The 18295-nt window shown below is 39.9% G+C and carries 18 protein-coding genes and 1 pseudogene; 12 read left to right on the top strand and 7 right to left on the bottom strand.

The features are described from left to right. Positions 1-98 precede the first annotated feature (98 nt). From Q0Y52_RS15810 to Q0Y52_RS15800, 3 genes are all read right to left on the bottom strand, one after another. Positions 99-1595, bottom strand: a complete 1497-nt coding sequence (locus Q0Y52_RS15810) for an IS66 family transposase (protein WP_297816919.1) — start codon at positions 1593-1595, stop codon at positions 99-101. A 77-nt stretch (positions 1596-1672) separates the two neighbouring features. Beyond that, positions 1673-2023: an IS66 family insertion sequence element accessory protein TnpB gene (gene tnpB, locus Q0Y52_RS15805; protein ID WP_297816922.1), complete on the bottom strand. Its 351-nt coding sequence runs from the start codon at positions 2021-2023 to the stop codon at positions 1673-1675. Then, positions 2020-2316: a hypothetical protein gene (locus Q0Y52_RS15800; protein WP_297816924.1), complete on the bottom strand. Its 297-nt coding sequence runs from the start codon at positions 2314-2316 to the stop codon at positions 2020-2022. Before Q0Y52_RS15800 ends, tnpB begins: the two co-directional genes overlap by 4 nt. Before the next feature lie 579 nt (positions 2317-2895). On the opposite strand from Q0Y52_RS15800, the pseudogene Q0Y52_RS15795 reads away from it, so the two are divergent. The 5 genes and pseudogenes from Q0Y52_RS15795 to rplS all read left to right on the top strand — a co-directional run bounded on the left by Q0Y52_RS15795 (position 2896) and on the right by rplS (position 6675). Continuing rightward, positions 2896-3974, top strand: a pseudogene (locus tag Q0Y52_RS15795) (site-2 protease family protein). Positions 3975-4707: 733 nt separating this feature from the next. Next, on the top strand, positions 4708-4959 hold the full coding sequence (gene rpsP / locus Q0Y52_RS15790; RefSeq protein ID WP_007639666.1) for a 30S ribosomal protein S16: 252 nt from the start codon (positions 4708-4710) through the stop codon (positions 4957-4959). Positions 4960-4986: 27 nt separating this feature from the next. Continuing rightward, on the top strand, positions 4987-5517 hold the full coding sequence (gene rimM, locus Q0Y52_RS15785; protein ID WP_297823282.1) for a ribosome maturation factor RimM: 531 nt from the start codon (positions 4987-4989) through the stop codon (positions 5515-5517). Next, positions 5517-6296, top strand: a complete 780-nt coding sequence (gene trmD, locus Q0Y52_RS15780; RefSeq protein ID WP_297823279.1) for a tRNA (guanosine(37)-N1)-methyltransferase TrmD — start codon at positions 5517-5519, stop codon at positions 6294-6296. The genes rimM and trmD overlap by 1 nt, the downstream gene beginning before the upstream one ends. Positions 6297-6315: 19 nt before the next feature. Continuing rightward, positions 6316-6675 carry a 50S ribosomal protein L19 gene (gene rplS / locus Q0Y52_RS15775; protein WP_007621759.1) on the top strand — a complete coding sequence of 120 codons (360 nt, stop codon included), beginning with the start codon at positions 6316-6318 and terminating at the stop codon, positions 6673-6675. Positions 6676-6751: 76 nt separating this feature from the next. On the opposite strand, the gene Q0Y52_RS15770 is transcribed toward rplS, so the two are convergent. Both Q0Y52_RS15770 and fdxA read right to left on the bottom strand, forming a co-directional pair. After that, on the bottom strand, positions 6752-6964 hold the full coding sequence (locus tag Q0Y52_RS15770) for a hypothetical protein (RefSeq protein ID WP_297823275.1): 213 nt from the start codon (positions 6962-6964) through the stop codon (positions 6752-6754). A 174-nt stretch (positions 6965-7138) separates the two neighbouring features. Continuing rightward, complete coding sequence (gene fdxA / locus Q0Y52_RS15765) at positions 7139-7462, bottom strand: ferredoxin FdxA (protein ID WP_297823272.1); 324 nt, start codon at positions 7460-7462, stop codon at positions 7139-7141. Positions 7463-7661: 199 nt separating this feature from the next. On the opposite strand from fdxA, the gene Q0Y52_RS15760 reads away from it, so the two are divergent. From Q0Y52_RS15760 to Q0Y52_RS15730, 7 genes are all read left to right on the top strand, one after another. Beyond that, positions 7662-9278 (top strand): NAD(P)/FAD-dependent oxidoreductase, encoded by a 1617-nt coding sequence (locus Q0Y52_RS15760; RefSeq protein WP_297823270.1) that lies wholly within the window; start codon positions 7662-7664, stop codon positions 9276-9278. A gap of 29 nt (positions 9279-9307) precedes the next feature. Further along, complete coding sequence (gene rlmF / locus Q0Y52_RS15755) at positions 9308-10219, top strand: 23S rRNA (adenine(1618)-N(6))-methyltransferase RlmF (RefSeq protein WP_297823267.1); 912 nt, start codon at positions 9308-9310, stop codon at positions 10217-10219. A gap of 21 nt (positions 10220-10240) precedes the next feature. Further along, on the top strand, positions 10241-10801 hold the full coding sequence (locus Q0Y52_RS15750; protein ID WP_297823265.1) for a sugar O-acetyltransferase: 561 nt from the start codon (positions 10241-10243) through the stop codon (positions 10799-10801). Between the two features lie 113 nt (positions 10802-10914). Beyond that, the gene (locus Q0Y52_RS15745; RefSeq protein WP_297823262.1) at positions 10915-12450 is read left to right on the top strand and encodes an AbgT family transporter; all 1536 of its coding nucleotides are present in this window, start codon (positions 10915-10917) and stop codon (positions 12448-12450) included. 347 nt (positions 12451-12797) lie between these two features. Next, a complete protein-coding gene (locus tag Q0Y52_RS15740) occupies positions 12798-13892 on the top strand; it encodes a 3-deoxy-7-phosphoheptulonate synthase (RefSeq protein WP_297823260.1) in 1095 nt (364 codons plus the stop codon). 8 nt (positions 13893-13900) lie between these two features. Then, positions 13901-15043 carry a bifunctional chorismate mutase/prephenate dehydrogenase gene (tyrA, locus tag Q0Y52_RS15735; RefSeq protein ID WP_297823258.1) on the top strand — a complete coding sequence of 381 codons (1143 nt, stop codon included), beginning with the start codon at positions 13901-13903 and terminating at the stop codon, positions 15041-15043. A 167-nt stretch (positions 15044-15210) separates the two neighbouring features. After that, positions 15211-15396, top strand: a complete 186-nt coding sequence (locus Q0Y52_RS15730) for a hypothetical protein (protein ID WP_297823256.1) — start codon at positions 15211-15213, stop codon at positions 15394-15396. Positions 15397-15625: 229 nt separating this feature from the next. Here the strand turns inward: Q0Y52_RS15730 and pheA are convergent, their stop codons facing one another. Together pheA and Q0Y52_RS15720 are read right to left on the bottom strand one after the other, a co-directional pair. Beyond that, positions 15626-16807 (bottom strand): prephenate dehydratase, encoded by a 1182-nt coding sequence (gene pheA / locus Q0Y52_RS15725; protein WP_297823254.1) that lies wholly within the window; start codon positions 16805-16807, stop codon positions 15626-15628. A 569-nt stretch (positions 16808-17376) separates the two neighbouring features. Then, complete coding sequence (locus tag Q0Y52_RS15720) at positions 17377-17697, bottom strand: stress response translation initiation inhibitor YciH (protein ID WP_297823252.1); 321 nt, start codon at positions 17695-17697, stop codon at positions 17377-17379. Positions 17698-18295 lie beyond the last annotated feature (598 nt).

Genomic DNA, 18295 nt, shown 5'->3' with positions numbered 1-18295 from the left:
CCAAAAAATTGTATTTCACCACAGTCCGTTTACTTAGGCTAAGCAGTCATTTGGGAATTGAATCAGGCCGCTGTGAGGTAAGCGTCCGGCAATCCCACCTAGTCTTTAGCAAATCGCCATGGTAGCAGTGGCTCGATATCGGTGTTTTGAACCGAGACTTGTTCAAGTAAATGCATCATATAGTCGAACGGCGTTAGTCCGTTTGCCTTTGCAGTTTCTATAATGCTGTACAGTATGGCACTGGCCTTAGCGCCTTTGGCCGTTTGACTAAACAACCAGTTCTTTCTGCCTATGACGAAGGGTTTTATCGCGCGCTCAGCGCGGTTATTATCGATGTTCAGGTGACCATATTGGGTGTAAGTGTTGAGTTTACTCCACTGATTTAAGCAGTAGGTGATGGCTTCGCCTAATTTGCTTTTTGCCAATACCTGCGACTCTGATTTTATCAGCCACGCTTCGAACTGTTTGAGCAATATAGTGCTCTTTTCCTGCCTTACTTTCCGCCTGTTATCAGGTGCACTCGCTTTTATTTGCGTTTCAATACGATACAGCTTTTGAATATGGTTAAGTGCCCAATCGGCTCTGCCGCTAGATTTTTTGCCCTGTGCGGTTTTGGCTTCAACGAATTTACGTCTCGCATGGGCCCAACAGCCTGCGAGTGTCGCTTGGGTTTTGTGGTAACCCGCATAGCCATCCACTTGTAGATACCCGTTGTAACCCTGTAAATAATCCACGGCACATTGACCCGCGCGACTCGATTGATAGTCGTACAGCACGATATTTGGGATGTCAGTATTGGGTAATTTCCCTTCAGGTGAGTCGGCGCCTGAGGTATACACCCACATATAGCATTTCGCTTTATCTTCGCTGACGACTTTTAAGGTGGTTTCATCAGCGGCAATGACGCCTTGCTTAAGTATCAATTCGTGTAAATGGTCATATAGCGGTGTGAGCAAGTCAGCGCACCTCAACATCCAATCGGCCATAGTTTTGCGGCTCAGTTCAATACCGTATTGTTTGAACATCGCTTCTTGACGATACAGTGGCAACCCAAATTGATATTTACTGGTGATTACCTGACTAAGTAAGCTTGGTGTCGCATAACCTTTAGGGATAACTGAAGGTGGCACCGGTGCTTGTTTGATGTGATTGCTAATGCCGTCCTTTTCACATACACGACACGCATACTTAGGACGAACATGCTCTATCACTTTAACTTGAGCAGGGATGAATTCAAGCTTTTCAGTCTTGTCTTCACCTATCTTGTGCAATTCATTGTTACAGCAAGCACAGACTTTATCTTCCTGTGCAATATCATGGATAACCACTTCACGAGGTAATGTTTTTGGTAATGGTTTACGCTTAGGTTTATTGCGTGTGTAGCTGATGTCTTCTTTTTCGACAGGTGTTTCAGCAACCAGCTCTTCTGCTTCATTAAACAATTCACCTTGACCAGGGTGACCTTCGCTACTCGCCCCAAATTGTTTTTGTTGGGCAAGACGAAACTGCTCTTCAAGAAACTGATTGCGACTTTCTAATCGTTCAACTTGCTTGCTAAGCTCGGCTATTTGTTGGCGTAGTTGGGCTTTATTCATGTCACTTATTATAACCCTAAGTGACTGTTTTCAATTAGATTAAAACGTGATCGTTAAATGCTACTTATGATCGTACGTTATAACCCAGAGGCCGTGTAATCCAAGCTGCGATGTCCAACGACATCATAGCCACCGAGCAACCATGTTAACTGCTGCTCACTCAAATTAGTGTGTTTGAGTTGGCCACACTTAGGCCATTTGAAGCGTTGTTTCTCCAACCGTTTGTACCATAATGCAAACCCGGTTTTATCCCAGTATAAGAGTTTGAGTTTGTCTTGTTTTTTGTTACAGAAGATAAATAATGCACCGGAGAATGCGTTTAATGTTAATTCACTTTCGATAATCGCCAGCAAGCCATTAATCGACTTTCTAAAATCAACATGCTCAAGGTGCAAATAAATGTCATCTGGCTCAACGAACATTCTCATGATTGCAGTGCCTTAACGAAACTTGCCAACCAAACAGGCTCGCAAGACGTCGAAAAAGATAACGAAACCTCGCCCAATCTGACAGATACTGATGGTTGAATAGTCGCGTCGATAGCAGACTTGCTAGCTTTTACAAAACGAGGCGGGTTAACTTGCTGTTGTAATCGCCCACGAAATTTATAAAAACTTGATGTGCTAACTCTGTGCTCTTTACAGAAATCAACAATGGCTAACCCACTCGTTTGTTGTTGGCTTATCAATTTCTGCCATTCATCTAGTGTTTTATGCTTCATAATACCTCCCATTACAGTGAGGAAGTATTTTCGAATGAATAATGGATGACTGCTAGGCGTGGATCACCGGACGCTTACGATCTACTATTCACTGCATCCATCAAAAACTAACAGGATAGTCATCGTATTGTGTTGATTATTTATCAGTGATCTTGGTGTGCACTGTGGTTCAACATCTTTAGCTATTCAATGCAATAGCTGACCACTACATTTCACGTGATGGTCACTACTGATTAAGGGCAGTTAAATAGTAGGCAAAAAAAAGCCTGATAAATCATCAGGCTTAAAAAGAGAACACACACATAAACTATATAATCAGAGAAGTAATAACGGGTTTAGTTCAATCTTTCGGTAATTTATTTTTACTGAATGTAGCCTAGTCCAAATTAAGATAAATTAACCAGACATTTCAGCTCTTGATTCTTACTCCGTGCTCTCAATTTTCTCTGGGGTTCAATATTTTTTGCTTTTAGCTATCCACTGCATTTATCTGCTTTTTAACCTTTATCGTCGATAAACCTTGTCCCATCAAAAAATATAGCAATAATCAGGCTAGGTTTTATTTTTTGAGTTCATAGAGTGCAATTATTAGCAATAGAGTGTTTAGGTAAAACACTTAAGTTAGAAGGTTCAATGGCTGGGTGGCAACAATTGTTCTGGGGGGAACAATGCGTTTCGCAAGTGAGTGCCAGTGCCGACAATGAACATTTTTCACATCAGTTTTCCCTGCAAAGTGAGCAGGGCGACGTTCAAGTGTTGCTAAAAGGCGCTTTGCAATGGCAGCCTTTTGAACTGCAATTCCAACTTTTAGTGAATGATGAACTCATAGATGAAAATACACTGACCGAAAAAGACATAGAGCAAAGGCAAGTCATTCAAGGTAAAAAGCAACCGATGAAATTTAGTTTTATTGGCATGGGGGGGCTGGGTTTAAAACTTTTTAAAAGTGCCAAGGTGATTAAAGTGTTATTTGCTGCAGGCAGTTTAGCCGCTTATAGTTGGTTGTTTTCTATTCAGTTTGCCATAGCCCTTATATTGTGTTTGGTGTTTCATGAATATGGTCATATCAAGGCGATGAAGTACTTTGGTTTGAAAACAAAAGGTATTTACCTTATTCCCTTTGTGGGTGGTTTGGCTCTCAGCGACGACAAAATTAATACACGCTGGCAAGATATTGTCATTTCAATTATGGGGCCATTTTTTGGCTTAATATTGTCTATTGTTTGTTTAGTGGGATATTGGCTTACCGATATAGAAGTACTTGCAGGTTTAGCGGTATTTAATGCGCTGCTCAATTTATTTAATATGTTACCTGTATTGCCTCTAGATGGTGGCCATGTGCTTAAAAGTATCGCTTTTTCAATTAACTCTCGAGTGGGTATCGTCGCCTGCGCATTGGGAGCCATGTTAGGTGTGTATATCAGTTATCACTTTGGTTTAGCTTTGTTAGGTTTTTTACTTGCCATAGGTAGTGTGGAAATATTCTTTGAATATAAACGCAGGCACCTAAGTGAGTTATTGCCCCTTAATCTTTATGCACAAGTTATTTCTATGTTGTGGTACGTAATCACTTTGGGTGGCTTAAGTGACATTATTTGGTTTGTGGGACAGACAGATAAAGTGCTTTGTCATTACCCCTTAAAATATTGAGTAGCTAAGGTTACTCAATCTCTAAATTATTTAGGGTTGTTAATTTATGGTACAGGTTTTTGCAGCGAATGATGGTCATGAGGAGGCAGGTTATTGAAAACACTATTTGTGAGGGGCAGTACTCCTGATACCTAACTGCTGTTAGTTATACTGCATTTATATTTTTGTCTGAATACAACATTTATAGCCTAGCAGGTTGGTGTCTTTCATTCACACAATGAAGTATGCCACTACAGGGCATAAACTTGATTAAATTATGTGTTTATAGCCCAACACAATGTTGATCAGTTTTTGTTTTCTGGTGAGGTATGTTGGGTATTGAAGATAGGCAAAATTGCCTTAATATTTAATATGGAGTTGAACTTACTGAGCAGAAAATTGGAGTGACGATCCCTTGAAAATTTGAATATTATATCCACGGAGCTGTTTTTAGCCAAGCTTTAAATCCTTGGGTGGGAGGCTGTTAGCTGCGTAAATCTATGGGGATGCCTTAACTTATATTTTGGTTTTTCTTATTAATAATCTACTGGTTTTCTTGATAAAACATAAAATGTGCCTATCAAGATTAAGCTGTAAAACAATATCTGTCATTCAGACTCGATAATATTACCTCTTCTGCTAATTATACTTGCATAACTGCTCCAAACCCGTAAAATACGGCGGCCTTTTATCTGGCTAAAAACTGTCAGAACTAAAGGTAAATTAAGTTAACGAAAACGCTACAACGAGTCTGAGGCATATATGGTTACTATTCGTTTACAGCGTGGTGGCGCTAAAAAGCGTCCATTTTATCAAGTAGTGGTTGCAGACAGTCGTCGTTCACGCGATGGCCGTTTTATTGAAAACATTGGTTTTTTCAATCCAACTGCAATGGGTCAAGAAGAGCGTTTACGCTTGGATTTGGGCCGTGTTGAGCATTGGGTTGGGGTAGGCGCTGGCTTATCTGACCGTGTTGCACGCTTGGTAAAAGATGCACAAAAAGCAGCAGCTTAATTGCAGTTGCAAAAAAAGGTTTAAGAAATGAGTCTTGCGTCTGACACATTAGTGATTGGCATTATCGGAGCACCTTACGGTGTGAAGGGTTGGGTCAAAATCACCTCTTATACCCACGATTTAGACGGCGTGTTTGCTTACACTCCTTGGCTTTTAGGTCAAGTGCAAGAAGGCAAAGAGTATGTCGTAGACCAGTGGCGAACCCACAATAAAGGTTTAGTTGCCAAACTGGTTGGGGTGGATAATCGAGACGATGCCGAAGGTATCAAAAATCTTGAGATTTCCATTAAAGCAGCAATGCTACCTGAATTAGATGACAGCGATGTTTATTGGCGTGAGTTAGTCGGCATGCAAGTCGTTACCGATAAAGGTTACAACTTGGGTGTGATTAAAGAGTTATTCGAAACCGGCGCTAACGATGTGTTGTTAGTGAAAGCCAACTTGAATGATGCTTTTGGTCAAAAAGAACGCATGGTTCCTTATTTGTTAGATCAAGTGATTAAACAAGTGGACCGGCAGGCGAAGACGGTCACAGTGGATTGGGATCCTGCATTTTAATGCAAGAACCTAGTCGGGAACCGAGTCGTTGGTATGGTGTTATTAGTCTTTTTCCAGAAATGTTTGAGACTTTTACCCAGCAGGGAGTAGTAGGGCGAGCGGTGAAAACCGGGTTGTTACAAGTAGAGTGTTTTAATCCAAGAGACTTTACTTTCGACAAACATCGCACTGTTGACGACCGGCCATACGGTGGTGGACCTGGCATGCTGATGATGGTTCAGCCATTAAAAGACGCTATTCTGGCAGCTAAAGCAGCTGGCCGAAGAAAAACAAAAGTGGTTTACCTTTCTCCCCAAGGGAAAAAGCTGGATCAGGCAGGGGTGAAACAGCTTTCTGAAAATGAAAGTTTGATCCTAGTAGCCGGTCGGTATGAAGGTATCGATGAACGGGTAATACAAACACAGGTTGACGAGGAATGGTCAATTGGTGATTACGTGTTAAGTGGCGGCGAACTCCCTGCGATGGTCTTAATGGATGCAGTTTCAAGATTTGTACCCGGTGTGTTAGGGCATGAACAATCTGCCGAGCAAGACTCTTTTAGTCATGGCTTGTTGGATTGCCCGCACTACACCCGGCCAGAAAACTTGGACGGTGAGCTTGTTCCAAAGGTGTTGTTAAGTGGTGACCACAAAAAAATCAGGCAGTGGCGGTTACAACAGTCGTTAGGTAGAACCTGGCAACGACGCCCTGAATTATTAAACGCTCTAGCTCTGACTGAGGAGCAGCAAACGTTGTTAGATTTATTTCTACAAAGTTTGCCGCAGCATAATGACAGTTAATCTAGTATGAGAGGATATGATGAGTAAAGTAAATCAAGACATCATCAAGAAAATTGAAGAAGCGCAGCTAAAAACTGACGTTCCGGCATTCAGTGCTGGTGACACAGTCGTTGTGCAAGTACGCGTTAAAGAAGGCGAAAAAGAACGTCTCCAGGCTTACGAAGGCGTAGTTATCGCTAAACGTAACCGTGGCCTACACTCTGCTTTTACAGTTCGTAAGATTTCTAACGGCGAAGGTGTTGAGCGTATATTCCAAACACACAGCCCGGCAATCAGTTCTATTGAAGTGAAACGTCGTGGTGCTGTTCGTCGCGCTAAACTTTATTACTTGCGAGAGCGCTCTGGTCGTTCTGCACGTATCAAAGAAAAGCTAGGTTAATTTAATTTTTGCGTTATCGTTAACTTAATAAGAAAACCCGCCTTCTGGCGGGTTTTTGCTATCTGTTATTCATTAATCACTCGTGATAACTCAGTACTTCTATTTCTAATTTTTCATCAAAATTAAAATAAAAACGTCTTCTAGGTTCATAATTAAAGGTTGCGAGCTTTGCTTTGACTCTTTTTTCGATAATATCTAAATCATCGACTTGAATACCAATATGGTCAAGATTGACGATGGTCTTGTTAGAAGTATTTGTATAGTGTTTATTTTCGCGGCTATTTAACACTAGCTATGTATTATCTGTACCTAAGTGAATAATCTTGCCTTCGCCTTTTGCCGCAACTGCCCAAGGGATATTCCAGTCAAATATTTTGGCTAGCATGTTAGCCGTTTTTTGTATCAGTGTTCCTTAGGTTGGTGTGTTCAAGTGCAGATGGCCCCTTTTTAGTCAGAAAAATGTTTATTTGACGAGTAAAGGTAGTTTGCTATCTATGTCTGTCCATTCATCTGCATCTGCAGGCGGTGCTTTAAGCTCAATAATATTTGGCCATACTTCAGCTAACTCGGCGTTGAGTTGTAAATAGTGTTGTTGATTTTCAGGTAAATGACAGTCCTGAAATATTGCGTCTACCGGACATTCAGGGATACACAGACCGCAGTCTATGCAAATGTCGGGATGGATCACTAAGAAGTTTTCACCTTCATAAAAGGCATCGACCGGGCACACAGGTACACAGTCGGTATATTTACATTTAATGCAACTGTCAGTAACGACAAAGGTCATGGCTGTGGATATCTTTGTTTTATTTTTTTCATTTATCGATCATAAAGTAGCGACAGCAAAAAACAACAACTGTGTCTCTAATTCAATATAGAATTTACCTATCGTAAGTATCCTATCTGTCATAAAATACACTGCCTCAAAAAATGCTGGGCTTCGCCTAATAGAGGTGAGTTATTTATGTTCTATCATTGGAAACCTTATGTTGCGTTTAAACGAAGTTAAATTACCTTTAAATCATAATGAAGAGGCACTGCCAGCTGCCATTTTGCAGAAGTTGGGAATTGCCTCAGAAGATATGCTGTCTTTTGAGGTATTTAAACGTGCTTATGATGCGCGCAACAAAGCTGATATTTTGCTGATTTATATTGTGGATATTGAGGTGGCTAATCAAGCTAATCTACTAGCGCAGTTTGTCAACGATCCCCATGTACGTGAAACCCCGGACATGACATATAAGTTTGTTGCTAAGGCACCACAAAAACTGACTTCTCGGCCAGTGGTTATTGGCCTTGGTCCCTGCGGTTTATTTGCTGCCTTGATATTGGCGCAAATGGGTTTTAAACCCATAGTATTAGAGCGCGGTAAGGCGGTCCGTGAACGTACCAAAGATGTATTTGGTTTCTGGCGTAACAAACCTCTTGATACTGAGTCAAATGTACAATTTGGAGAAGGTGGAGCAGGTACTTTTTCAGATGGAAAGTTATATAGTCAAATCAAAGACCGTAAGCATTATGGTCGCAAAGTGCTGCATGAGTTCGTGGCAGCTGGCGCACCAGAAGAAATTTTATATGTTAGCAAACCGCATATCGGCACATTTAAGTTGGTTAACATGGTCGAAAAGATGCGTGCACAAATTACCGAGTTAGGCGGTGAGATTCGATTTGGTACCAGAGTTGATAAGGTAGATATTCAAAACAACCAACTTAAAGGTTTACATTTATCAAGCGGTGAACATTTGGTTTGTGAACATGCTGTTTTAGCTGTGGGACATAGCGCACGAGACACTTTCGAAATGTTACATGAGCAAGGTGTTTATGTAGAAGCTAAGCCGTTTTCAATTGGCTTTAGAATAGAACACGAACAGTCGATGATAGATAAAAGTCGTTTCGGAGATAATGCAGGCAATCCTATTTTAGGTGCTGCGGACTATAAGTTGGTACACCATTGTAAAAATGGTCGTTCGGTTTATAGTTTTTGTATGTGTCCTGGTGGAACCGTGGTGGCCGCTGCATCTGAAGCGGGACGAGTCGTGACCAATGGCATGAGCCAATACTCACGTCATGAGCGTAATGCAAATAGTGCTATAGTTGTGGGCATTACACCTGAACAAGACTATCCAGAACACCCTTTAGCGGGCATTGCCTTACAGCGCGGACTTGAAGAGCTTGCCTACAAAGTGGGTGGCGAAAATTATCACGCACCCGCGCAATTGATTGGCGATTTTTTAAAAGGAAAGTCGAGTGAGCAGCTTGGCGTGGTAAAGTCTTCCTATACGCCAGGTATCACGTTGACAGATTTATCTAAAGTCGTACCAAGTTTCGTTATTGAAGCTATTCAAGAGGCCATTCCTGCCTTTGATAAAAAAATCAAAGGGTTTGCCAAAGCTGACGGGTTGTTGACGGGCGTTGAAACCCGCACTTCATCACCTATTTGTATTAAACGTGGCAAAGACCTGCAAAGTATTAATACGGGGGGGTTATATCCTGCTGGAGAGGGTGCTGGTTATGCAGGAGGTATTTGGTCGGCAGGCATTGATGGTATTAAAGTGGCAGAAGCTTTAGCGTTAGATATGTTATCCCAAAATAAAATAAAATAAAATAAAATAAAATAGATTAGTGCCACACATTGAAACATTCCAGAAATTTACATAAAGATAGTTACCCGTTAACGCAGCTAGTGCAGAGTTATCCTGCTTTGCAACCACATGTTCTCATTAAGCCTGATGGTAGCAAAACGATAGACTTTGCCAATCCAAATGGTGTGAAAGCTCTTAACGCTGCATTATTATCACACTATTATCAGGTGAAATTTTGGGATATGCCAGCAGGATATCTATGCCCTCCCGTTCCAGGTAGGGCCGATTATGTTCATTACTTAGCCGATCTATTAGCCAAAGATAATCAAGGAGAGGTGCCTAAAGGCAAGACTATTAGAGGTTTAGATATTGGCACAGGTGCAAATGTTATTTATCCGATTATTGCGACTAGATCTTATGGTTGGCAAATGGTGGGAACCGACATTGATGCTGTTTCGATTAAATCGGCTAACGCTATTATTAATTCAAACTCGGTTTTAACTAATGACATTGATGTTAGGCAACAAGATAACCAACGACATATTTTCAGTGGTGTAGTAAAACCAAATGAGTACTTTAATTTTTGTATGTGTAATCCGCCTTTTCATCAATCGGCTGAGCAGGCTAAAGCTGTTTCCCAGCGAAAAATTCAGAATCTAACCAAGAATAAGACAAAACGGGGCAGCCACCTAAGTGCAGAAAAGCAAAGCGCTACACTTAATTTTGCTGGGCAATCAAATGAACTCTGGTGCGAGGGAGGAGAATTACAGTTTATTCAGCGAATGATTGTTGAAAGCCGTGACTATGCAAGCCAAATACGCTGGTTTAGTAGCTTGGTTTCGAAGAAAGACAACCTCATTCAGATATACAAAAGTTTGCGTGAACTGGGTATCACCGATATTAAAACTATCGAGATGGCACAAGGACAAAAAGTCAGTCGTTTTGTGGCGTGGCGTTTTTAAAAGAAGCTTGAGAGGAGTAATGTGAGCGACTTAACCGAAAAACAAAAAATGTTGCAAGGGCTTGAGTACTTTCCCAGTGACAAAACATTACAACAAGACAGAGCTAATGCTAAAAGGCTTTGCCAGCAATTTAATCAGTTTGATATCGATGATAGAAAAGGCAGTCGAAAAATCATTAAATCACTATTTGGTCAGTCTGCAGGTGCTTGGATAGAGCCCAACTTTTATTGTGATTACGGTTACAATATTTCTACAGGCAAAAACTTTTATGCCAATCATGGCTTAGTGATTTTAGACGCCGCACCTGTAATTTTTGGCGCTGACGTCATGCTTGCTCCTGGCGTAATGATTTCTACTTCTACTCATCCCTTAGAACACCTCAAACGCAACAAAGGCATTGAAACCGCCAAACCGATTAATATTGGTGATAGCGTTTGGATTGGCATGGGCGCCAAGATATTAGAAGGTGTAAATATTGGTGATAACGCAGTCATTGCTGCAGGCGCAGTAGTCAATAAAGATGTTCCAGCTAATACTGTAGTGGCGGGTGTGCCCGCTAAAGTGATTAAAATTTTGAATTGAACGGGTAAGTGGATACGAAATAATATTGTATCTTGTTCTTTGTTGCTAGGGGGATGGTAAAACGTTTCTGGTAAATACTACTATTTTATTGAATACAAATATGGAGATTTTTTATGTCGAGTCAAACTAGTTGGACAATGCGTGCATTGGACAAAGTGGAAAGAGTTGGAAATAAGTTACCTGATCCTGCCATTATTTTTTTATTTTGTCTGGTTGTGGTGTGGGTTTTATCAGCCATATTATCAAACTTCACCTTCAGTGCGATAGATCCTAGAACGGCTGAAACTGTGGTAGTAAACAACTTATTAACGGGTGATTCTATGGCAGATTTCTTGTCTAGAATGGTTACTATCTTTACTGGTTTTGCTCCCTTAGGTGTCGTGTTAGTCGCTATGTTAGGTGTGGGAGTCGCTGAGCATTCAGGGTTTATCAGTGCAGGTTTGAAACGTATGCTCGACTCAACCCCCAAGGCATTGTTAACACCTATGGTGGTATTAGTGGCCATTGTTAGTCATACCGCTACCGATGCTGGGTACGTGTTGGTGATTCCACTTGCAGGTGTTATTTTTTATGCGATGGGTAGACATCCTCTAGCGGGTATTGCCGCTGCATTTGCGGGTGTTAGTGGAGGCTTTTGTGCCAATTTCATTCCATCTGCTATCGACCCTCTATTGCAGAGTTTTACGCAGAGTGCGGCGCAAATTATTGATCCTGTCATGCAAATAAACCCGCTTAACAACTGGTTTTTCAATTCTGCATCAACCTTGTTGGTCGTGAGTGTCGGCTGGTATTTAACCGATAAAGTCATTGAGCCACGCTTAAAAGATGTTGAAGTTGATGGTGATCCTGCTGACATTCCGAAGTTCGATGAATTGAATGCAAAACAAAAGAGGGCGTTGAAGGTTGCTTCCTTGACAATGTTGGGAGGACTGATTGCTTTAGTCGCCGTTTTATACCCTGACTCTTCACCGTTTAGGGCAACTACTGGTGAGTTAACATCATTTACTGCACCTATTATGCAATCTATTGTTCCAATTATCTTTTTGCTGTTTTTATTACCGGGTGTTGTATTTGGTTTTATGTCGGGCACTTTTAAGTCAAGCAAAGATATAATCGATACTATGACGAAAGCCATGCAAGGTATGAGTTACTACATCGTTATGGCCTTTTTCTGCTCGTTATTTATTGATGCGTTTGGTAATTCAAACTTAGGTGCATTGTTGGCAATAGAAGGGGCAGAGGTATTAAAAACATTGGCACTACCGAGTATGGTGACAATAGTGGGAATTATTTTTTTAACCGCATTCGTGAATCTGTTTGTGGGTTCCTCATCGGCTAAGTGGGCCTTGTTGGGACCTATCTTTGTGCCTATGCTGATGCAGCTAAACATTTCGCCAGATTTGACTCAAGCGGCATATCGGGTCGGGGATTCATCTTCAAATATTATCACGCCCTTAATGCCGTATTTTCCTTTAGTTGTGGTGTATTGCCAACGTTATGTTAAGTCTACAGGCATTGGCACTTTATTATCGTTAATGTTGCCTTATTCAATTAGTCTTTTGTTACTTTGGTCATTATTTCTTCTCGCTTACTGGGGGCTGGGTATGCCGTTGGGGATCCAATCAAGTTATGTTTATCCTGCAGGATAATCATTATAATTGACGATGTTTTCAAAAGGATTCCCTTCTTTTAGGATTGATTTTTAAGACATATATAGGATCTCTAGAATACTGTATCCCTGCTTAAGTGTTATTGTGTTGACTATTTTTTATGGATGTTTTTGCATGAAAAATCAGCAAGTAACCTAATAATGGCAATTAAAACTTGTTGTTGATTTTAATAGATGTTAAAAAGTCAATATGTTCTAGAAAATAATATGTCTCACTGTGTACTAAAATCGTTACACTGTCTGATTGTTATAGAAATGTCATGTGCTACGGGTCTCATAATGTGCTGACCCAATGCCAATTTCAGTTTATTTTAAAAGAGTCAAATCATGTTACGTGACAGCATCAATAATATTAATATTTCCTCTGAGAAAGTATTAGTGACACCCCAAGAGTTAAAAACAGAGTTACCAGTGAGTGATTCTTCTTTACAAGTTATTCAATCTTCAAGGCAAGTTATTAGTGATATTTTGCATCGCAAAGACCATCGCTTTTTAGTGATATGTGGTCCTTGTTCAATACATGATATTGAAGCAGCAAAAGAATATGCGCTTAAACTCAAAGAGTTACACGAGAGCTGTAAAGACACGCTATATATTGTGATGCGTGTTTATTTTGAAAAACCACGCACCACTGTGGGTTGGAAAGGATTGATCAACGATCCGCACATTAATGATACCTTTGATATTGAGACGGGTTTACGAAAAGCCAGAGAATTATTGATTTGGTTGGCAGAACTTGAATTGCCTGTCGCCACTGAAGCTCTTGATCCAATCAGTCCTCAATATTTGGCGGAATTGTTTAGTTGGTCTGCAATTGGCGCGCGTACATCTGAATCACAAACCCACAGAGAAATGGCCAGTGGTTTGTCTATGCCTGTGGGCTTCAAAAATGGTACCGATGGCAGTTTAGGTATCGCTATTAATGCATTGCAATCAGCTGCATCTGGTCATAGTTTTATGGGGATTAATGGTGAAGGGCAAGTGAGTGTGATTACTACCCAAGGTAATCCCGACGGGCATATTATTTTACGCGGCGGCAAACAACCTAATTATGATTCTGTTTGTGTGGCTGATTGTGAAGCTGAATTAGATAAGGTGAAATTGACTGCAGGCTTAGTGATTGACTGCAGTCACGCGAATTCAAGCAAAGATTTTCGCAGACAGCCTTTGGTGGCTAAAAATGTTGTTAACCAAATTCTTGAAGGGAATGAATCGGTTATCGGTATTATGTTAGAAAGTCACTTGAATCACGGCAATCAAAGCAGCTCGGGTAAAACGCCTGCAGATTTAGAATACGGTGTATCCATAACAGACGGTTGCATTAACTGGCAAACAACAGAAGATTTGATTAACCATATGCGAGATAAGTTGATAACAGTCTTACCTATGCGATTAAATAAGCTAAATGACACCGAAGACTAGGAAACATTATGCCCGTATCACCTAATGAACTGAGTGAGCTGAGACAACAAATCGATGGAATTGATAGCCAGTTAGTTATGTTATTGGCTCAGCGGGCAGAAATAACCGCAAAGGTAGGGAAATATAAAAGTCAGGTTGGTTTGCCTATCTATGTGCCTGTTCGTGAAGCTGAACTGATTGCCAAAAGGCGAGCAGAAGCAGAACGACTAAATGTATCTCCAGTTTTAATTGAAGATTTGTTACGCAGGATAATGCGTGAGTCTTATCACACTCAAAATGTTAAGTATTTATGTTCTAACCCACTGATTCAAAAAATAGTAGTGATAGGTGGGGCTGGAGCATTAGGCAGAATTTTTGTTGATATGTTTAAGCGCAGTGGATATTCAGTCGAATTACTTGAACAAAACGACTGGCCGAATGCCGATACTATCCTAAGCGATGCTGGCTTAGTGTTAGTCGCAGTTCCCATCAAGTTAACCGAAAGTATCATATCCAAACTCACACATTTACCTGTTGACTGTGTGTTAGTTGATATCACTAGTACCAAACAAAAACCACTAGCTGCCATGATGGCCGCGCACAAAGGACCTGTATTGGGGTTGCATCCAATGTTTGGGCCTGATGTCCCTAGCATGGTTAAGCAGGTCATGGTGGTATGCCATGGTCGCGATGCGCAGCAATATGAATGGCTATTGCAGCAAATTCGCATATGGGGAGGTATATTGCAACAAACCACGGCTAAAGAGCACGACGATGCCATGGTATTTATTCAGGTGATGAGGCATTTTTGTAGTTTTGTGTTTGGCTCGCACTTAGCCAGTGAGAATCCTGACCTACAACAATTAATATCACTCAGTTCGCCTATTTACCGTTTGGAATTGGCGATGGTCGGACGATTATTTGCTCAAGACCCTGCACTGTATGCAGATATTATTTTTGATAATAAGGACAGCGTCGCTTTATTAACTGAATTTAGTGTGAAATTTAATCAGGCTTTAACTTTGGTTGAAACAAATAACAAAGGTGAGTTTATAAAGCAGTTTTTAAAAATTGGTTCTTGGTTTGGTGATTACTCCAAGCAATGTTTGGTCGATAGTAGAAAACTTTTACTTAAAGCTGACGATGATCGTTCTTTAAGTGAAGATGGTTAAACTTCATATTTAAGAATTTTTTAATAACTGCTTTTACGCAGCATTAATGATTCTGCACCGGTGGTTGTTAATACGTATTAAACGTTTTCTGTTAAACAAATTTTGTTGATTCACAATTATTATCAACAATTTTATCTATTTTATTGTGTTAAATAGTTTGATGTGTTATGAGTCTGTATGGGCTTGGTAAATTCATCGAATTTACCAAGCCCATTTATTCTACGGAACGTGCTACTTCAACAGCAAGTAGTGGTATACATTGGGTAGATTTGGTCTGGGCTACTTTGAATGAAGAGTTTGAAAACCTTAAACAAGTCTTACAATTAATTGAAGCACTGGCATCTGCAACTTAAGAAGAAAATCAAGCAAATCGTTAGTCATCTGTATTGAACATAATAGTGACTAGCAGTTTATGTGGAATAAGCTTATAAACAAACCTATGCTGCAGAAAACCTCGCCAAAATAGCCACTATATACTCATAAATTGGTAGATCCCTTTTAAGTGCAGCCAACCTATATTGTATGAAAACGGGTGCAGTTTGACTGCCCCGTTTTTGTGAAGTTGATTTTTAACAAAATTGACTATTCGGCTAAAGCACTTACCGCTGCCACCTTTGTTGGATTTATCTCTTCACTTGGGTAACAACCCAATACTTTAAAGTATCGTGTCATGGCCTGTAACTCTTCTAAAGCTTGCTGCATGGGTCCATCTTGTACATTACCTTCTACATCAAGATAAAACATTTCTTCCCAAGGGTTGCCAGTAATAGGTCTGGACTCAAGCTTGGTCATATTAATCTTGTTATCACGCAATACCATAAGTGCTTCTACTAAGGCGCCTGGTTTTTGCACGGTTGACATCACTAAGGTGGTCTTTGCAGGCACTTGTAATGGCACGTTGACAGGCTTAAGAGCAATCACGAAAAAGCGACTGTGATTCTCTTTTTGGTTGGCTAAGTTTGATTTAATCGCATGTAAACCATATAAACTGCCGCCGGCTTCACTGCCCATTGCCGCAATATCATCGCGATTTAATTCGGCCACTTTTAACATGGCAGCAGAAGTGCTATCGCAAGGTTTAACTTTTACATTACCTAGTTCTACAAGGAAATGACTGCACTGAGCAAATACTTGCGGATGTGCGTATAAAGTCTTTATTTTGCTAACGTCGGTATCTTGATTGACCAATAGGGCATGTTTAATGGGGTGGGTGAGTTCACCTATGATTGAAAGGTGAGTATGTTGTAGTTGGTCATATACCTCATTGATACTACCTGAAGAGGTGTTTTCAATAGGTAAAACTGCATAGTCAGCTTCTTTGTTCTCCACCTTCTTAATTATTTCTAAAAAACTTTGGCAGCCTATTTCAAGCAGTTCGCCTGGACGCCTAGAAAAATATTTTTGTGTGGCTAGATAACTATAAGAACCTTTGTCACCCAAAAAAGCGACGCGATTCAGAGGAAGGCTACTCCCTGGGTTAGCTCTTGCAGCTAGCAAAGCTTGTTGATTTAAAACTGAATCTTCAATGATCACATGAAATAATTGAGTGACATAGTGGGCATCTAATCTGTGTTTTTTACCTTCTTTTATCAATCTAATCAATAATTGTTCCTCACGCTTTTGATCACGTACAGGAATTTGATTTTTGATCTTCGTTTCAGCCACTTGATTAGTATATTGCTGCCTTTTGGCTAAAAAAGTCAGTAGTTGGGTGTCTAGTTCAGTGATTTTGACTCTAAGTTTTTCTAGTTCTGATGATGACATGTTGTTCACTTATTGTTTCAAAAAAATCCTCTCTTTAGGGAGGTTTAAATAATTTTTATAATTGAGAATTTATAAAGTCAGTACTTATATGTCAATGATTTGATTAAGTACAATTTTTCTGTTTTTTACAAATATTGAATAACAAAATTAGTGATTCAATATTCATGTAAATAGTCTAACAATCTGCACACTTCATTCACTTCAAAAGGTTTAGGTAAAATAGCTGTCACACCATATTATGTAAACTCTTAAAGTTTCCCCACCCTGTTTTGTTGGAAACCAGCATAAACTGAGTGGAGGCAAAGGACTCGTCATTTTTAATATGTTTTATGACATCTAGGCCTGTTCCGTCTTCAAAGTACATAGGACCAAATCTGCACCGTGTTTAGTAATCGCTTCAATGGCTTGTGTAATGATACCGAAAGCCTCGACTTGGTGAATATCGGCTGCCGCTAAATGATTAATTTTGATTTTACATTATGTATCAGAAGATTCGACTAAGATAATACTAACTTCTAATAACGCGAGACGATACATCGATACTCCTAATTTCTTATTGCTATTAACTATTAACCACCAGCTAGTTTCACATTATGGCCGAGTTGTTCGAGTGTTGCTTTAATTTTATCACGGTTGTCACCTTGAATTTCAATTATGCTATTTTTAATGGCGCCACCTGTTCCACACATTTTTTTTAATTGGCTGCATAAGTCTTTTAACTCTTTTTCAGGTAAGTCCACACCGGCTATTGTGGTCATCCCTTTTCCTTTTCGGCCCTTAGTTTCAAGGCGAATACGTACGATACCATCTGTTTTTATTGATGGTTTACTTTGTACTTTATTTAGGACCCTGCCTGTTTGTGTAGTGTAAACCAGTTTATTTTCCTTCATTTTTATCTTGTACCATATTGATGCTGAACAGGTAAGCAGCCATATTAATAAAAAAATACGAATTTTTGTAGGTAAAACTATTATTTTATAACATCAAATCAGTGTCAGATACTCTGATAGTTTTTATTATTAAATATTGGTTATTCATGCGTTTAATCAGAGGATTTTCTGAAGATGGGAAAAATGAACCTTATGCTTAAAAAGAAAGTTCGAATTTGTTCAAGTTTAATATTTTGCTTAGCTTATTTATGAGGTAATGAAAGGGTAATTAGTATCGTGATTAATTGACTAAAACCGCATGTATGGATAGTTTTGTATTGGGCATGTTAGTCAACATACTAAAAAATTTACAATCCAGCGTTTTTCCTTAATTTTTATGAATATTTTAGTGGTTTATGATGTTTCGCTTTTTGCTATGACAGGTGCTTGAACCTTATGGCTGTTTGGATACCCTTGAATCTGTGAATATAACCATTGCGATTGAGTTGAACGGTAAATATACCCATTCTGTTTATCCTATTATTGACTTAGTCCATGTTTCGACCAACGCTAGAGTTTATGTGGGATTGATTTATTGTGATGAGAGCGTTACCCCATA

The organism is uncultured Paraglaciecola sp. (genome assembly GCF_943787955.1).
GTDB lineage: Bacteria > Pseudomonadota > Gammaproteobacteria > Enterobacterales > Alteromonadaceae > Paraglaciecola.
The sequence above is the reverse complement of the archived record's forward strand: the minus strand, read 5'-3'. Positions and strand labels throughout refer to the sequence as shown.

Coding starts and splice junctions, on each gene's coding strand:
- Q0Y52_RS15810 (WP_297816919.1), bottom strand. CDS start 1,595: ATGAATAAAGCCCAACTACGCCAACAAATAGCCGAGCTTAGCAAGCAA.
- tnpB (WP_297816922.1), bottom strand. CDS start 2,023: ATGAGAATGTTCGTTGAGCCAGATGACATTTATTTGCACCTTGAGCAT.
- Q0Y52_RS15800 (WP_297816924.1), bottom strand. CDS start 2,316: ATGAAGCATAAAACACTAGATGAATGGCAGAAATTGATAAGCCAACAA.
- rpsP (WP_007639666.1), top strand. CDS start 4,708: ATGGTTACTATTCGTTTACAGCGTGGTGGCGCTAAAAAGCGTCCATTT.
- rimM (WP_297823282.1), top strand. CDS start 4,987: ATGAGTCTTGCGTCTGACACATTAGTGATTGGCATTATCGGAGCACCT.
- trmD (WP_297823279.1), top strand. CDS start 5,517: ATGCAAGAACCTAGTCGGGAACCGAGTCGTTGGTATGGTGTTATTAGT.
- rplS (WP_007621759.1), top strand. CDS start 6,316: ATGAGTAAAGTAAATCAAGACATCATCAAGAAAATTGAAGAAGCGCAG.
- fdxA (WP_297823272.1), bottom strand. CDS start 7,462: ATGACCTTTGTCGTTACTGACAGTTGCATTAAATGTAAATATACCGAC.
- Q0Y52_RS15760 (WP_297823270.1), top strand. CDS start 7,662: ATGTTGCGTTTAAACGAAGTTAAATTACCTTTAAATCATAATGAAGAG.
- Q0Y52_RS15745 (WP_297823262.1), top strand. CDS start 10,915: ATGTCGAGTCAAACTAGTTGGACAATGCGTGCATTGGACAAAGTGGAA.
- Q0Y52_RS15740 (WP_297823260.1), top strand. CDS start 12,798: ATGTTACGTGACAGCATCAATAATATTAATATTTCCTCTGAGAAAGTA.
- tyrA (WP_297823258.1), top strand. CDS start 13,901: ATGCCCGTATCACCTAATGAACTGAGTGAGCTGAGACAACAAATCGAT.
- Q0Y52_RS15730 (WP_297823256.1), top strand. CDS start 15,211: ATGAGTCTGTATGGGCTTGGTAAATTCATCGAATTTACCAAGCCCATT.
- pheA (WP_297823254.1), bottom strand. CDS start 16,807: ATGTCATCATCAGAACTAGAAAAACTTAGAGTCAAAATCACTGAACTA.
- Q0Y52_RS15720 (WP_297823252.1), bottom strand. CDS start 17,697: ATGAAGGAAAATAAACTGGTTTACACTACACAAACAGGCAGGGTCCTA.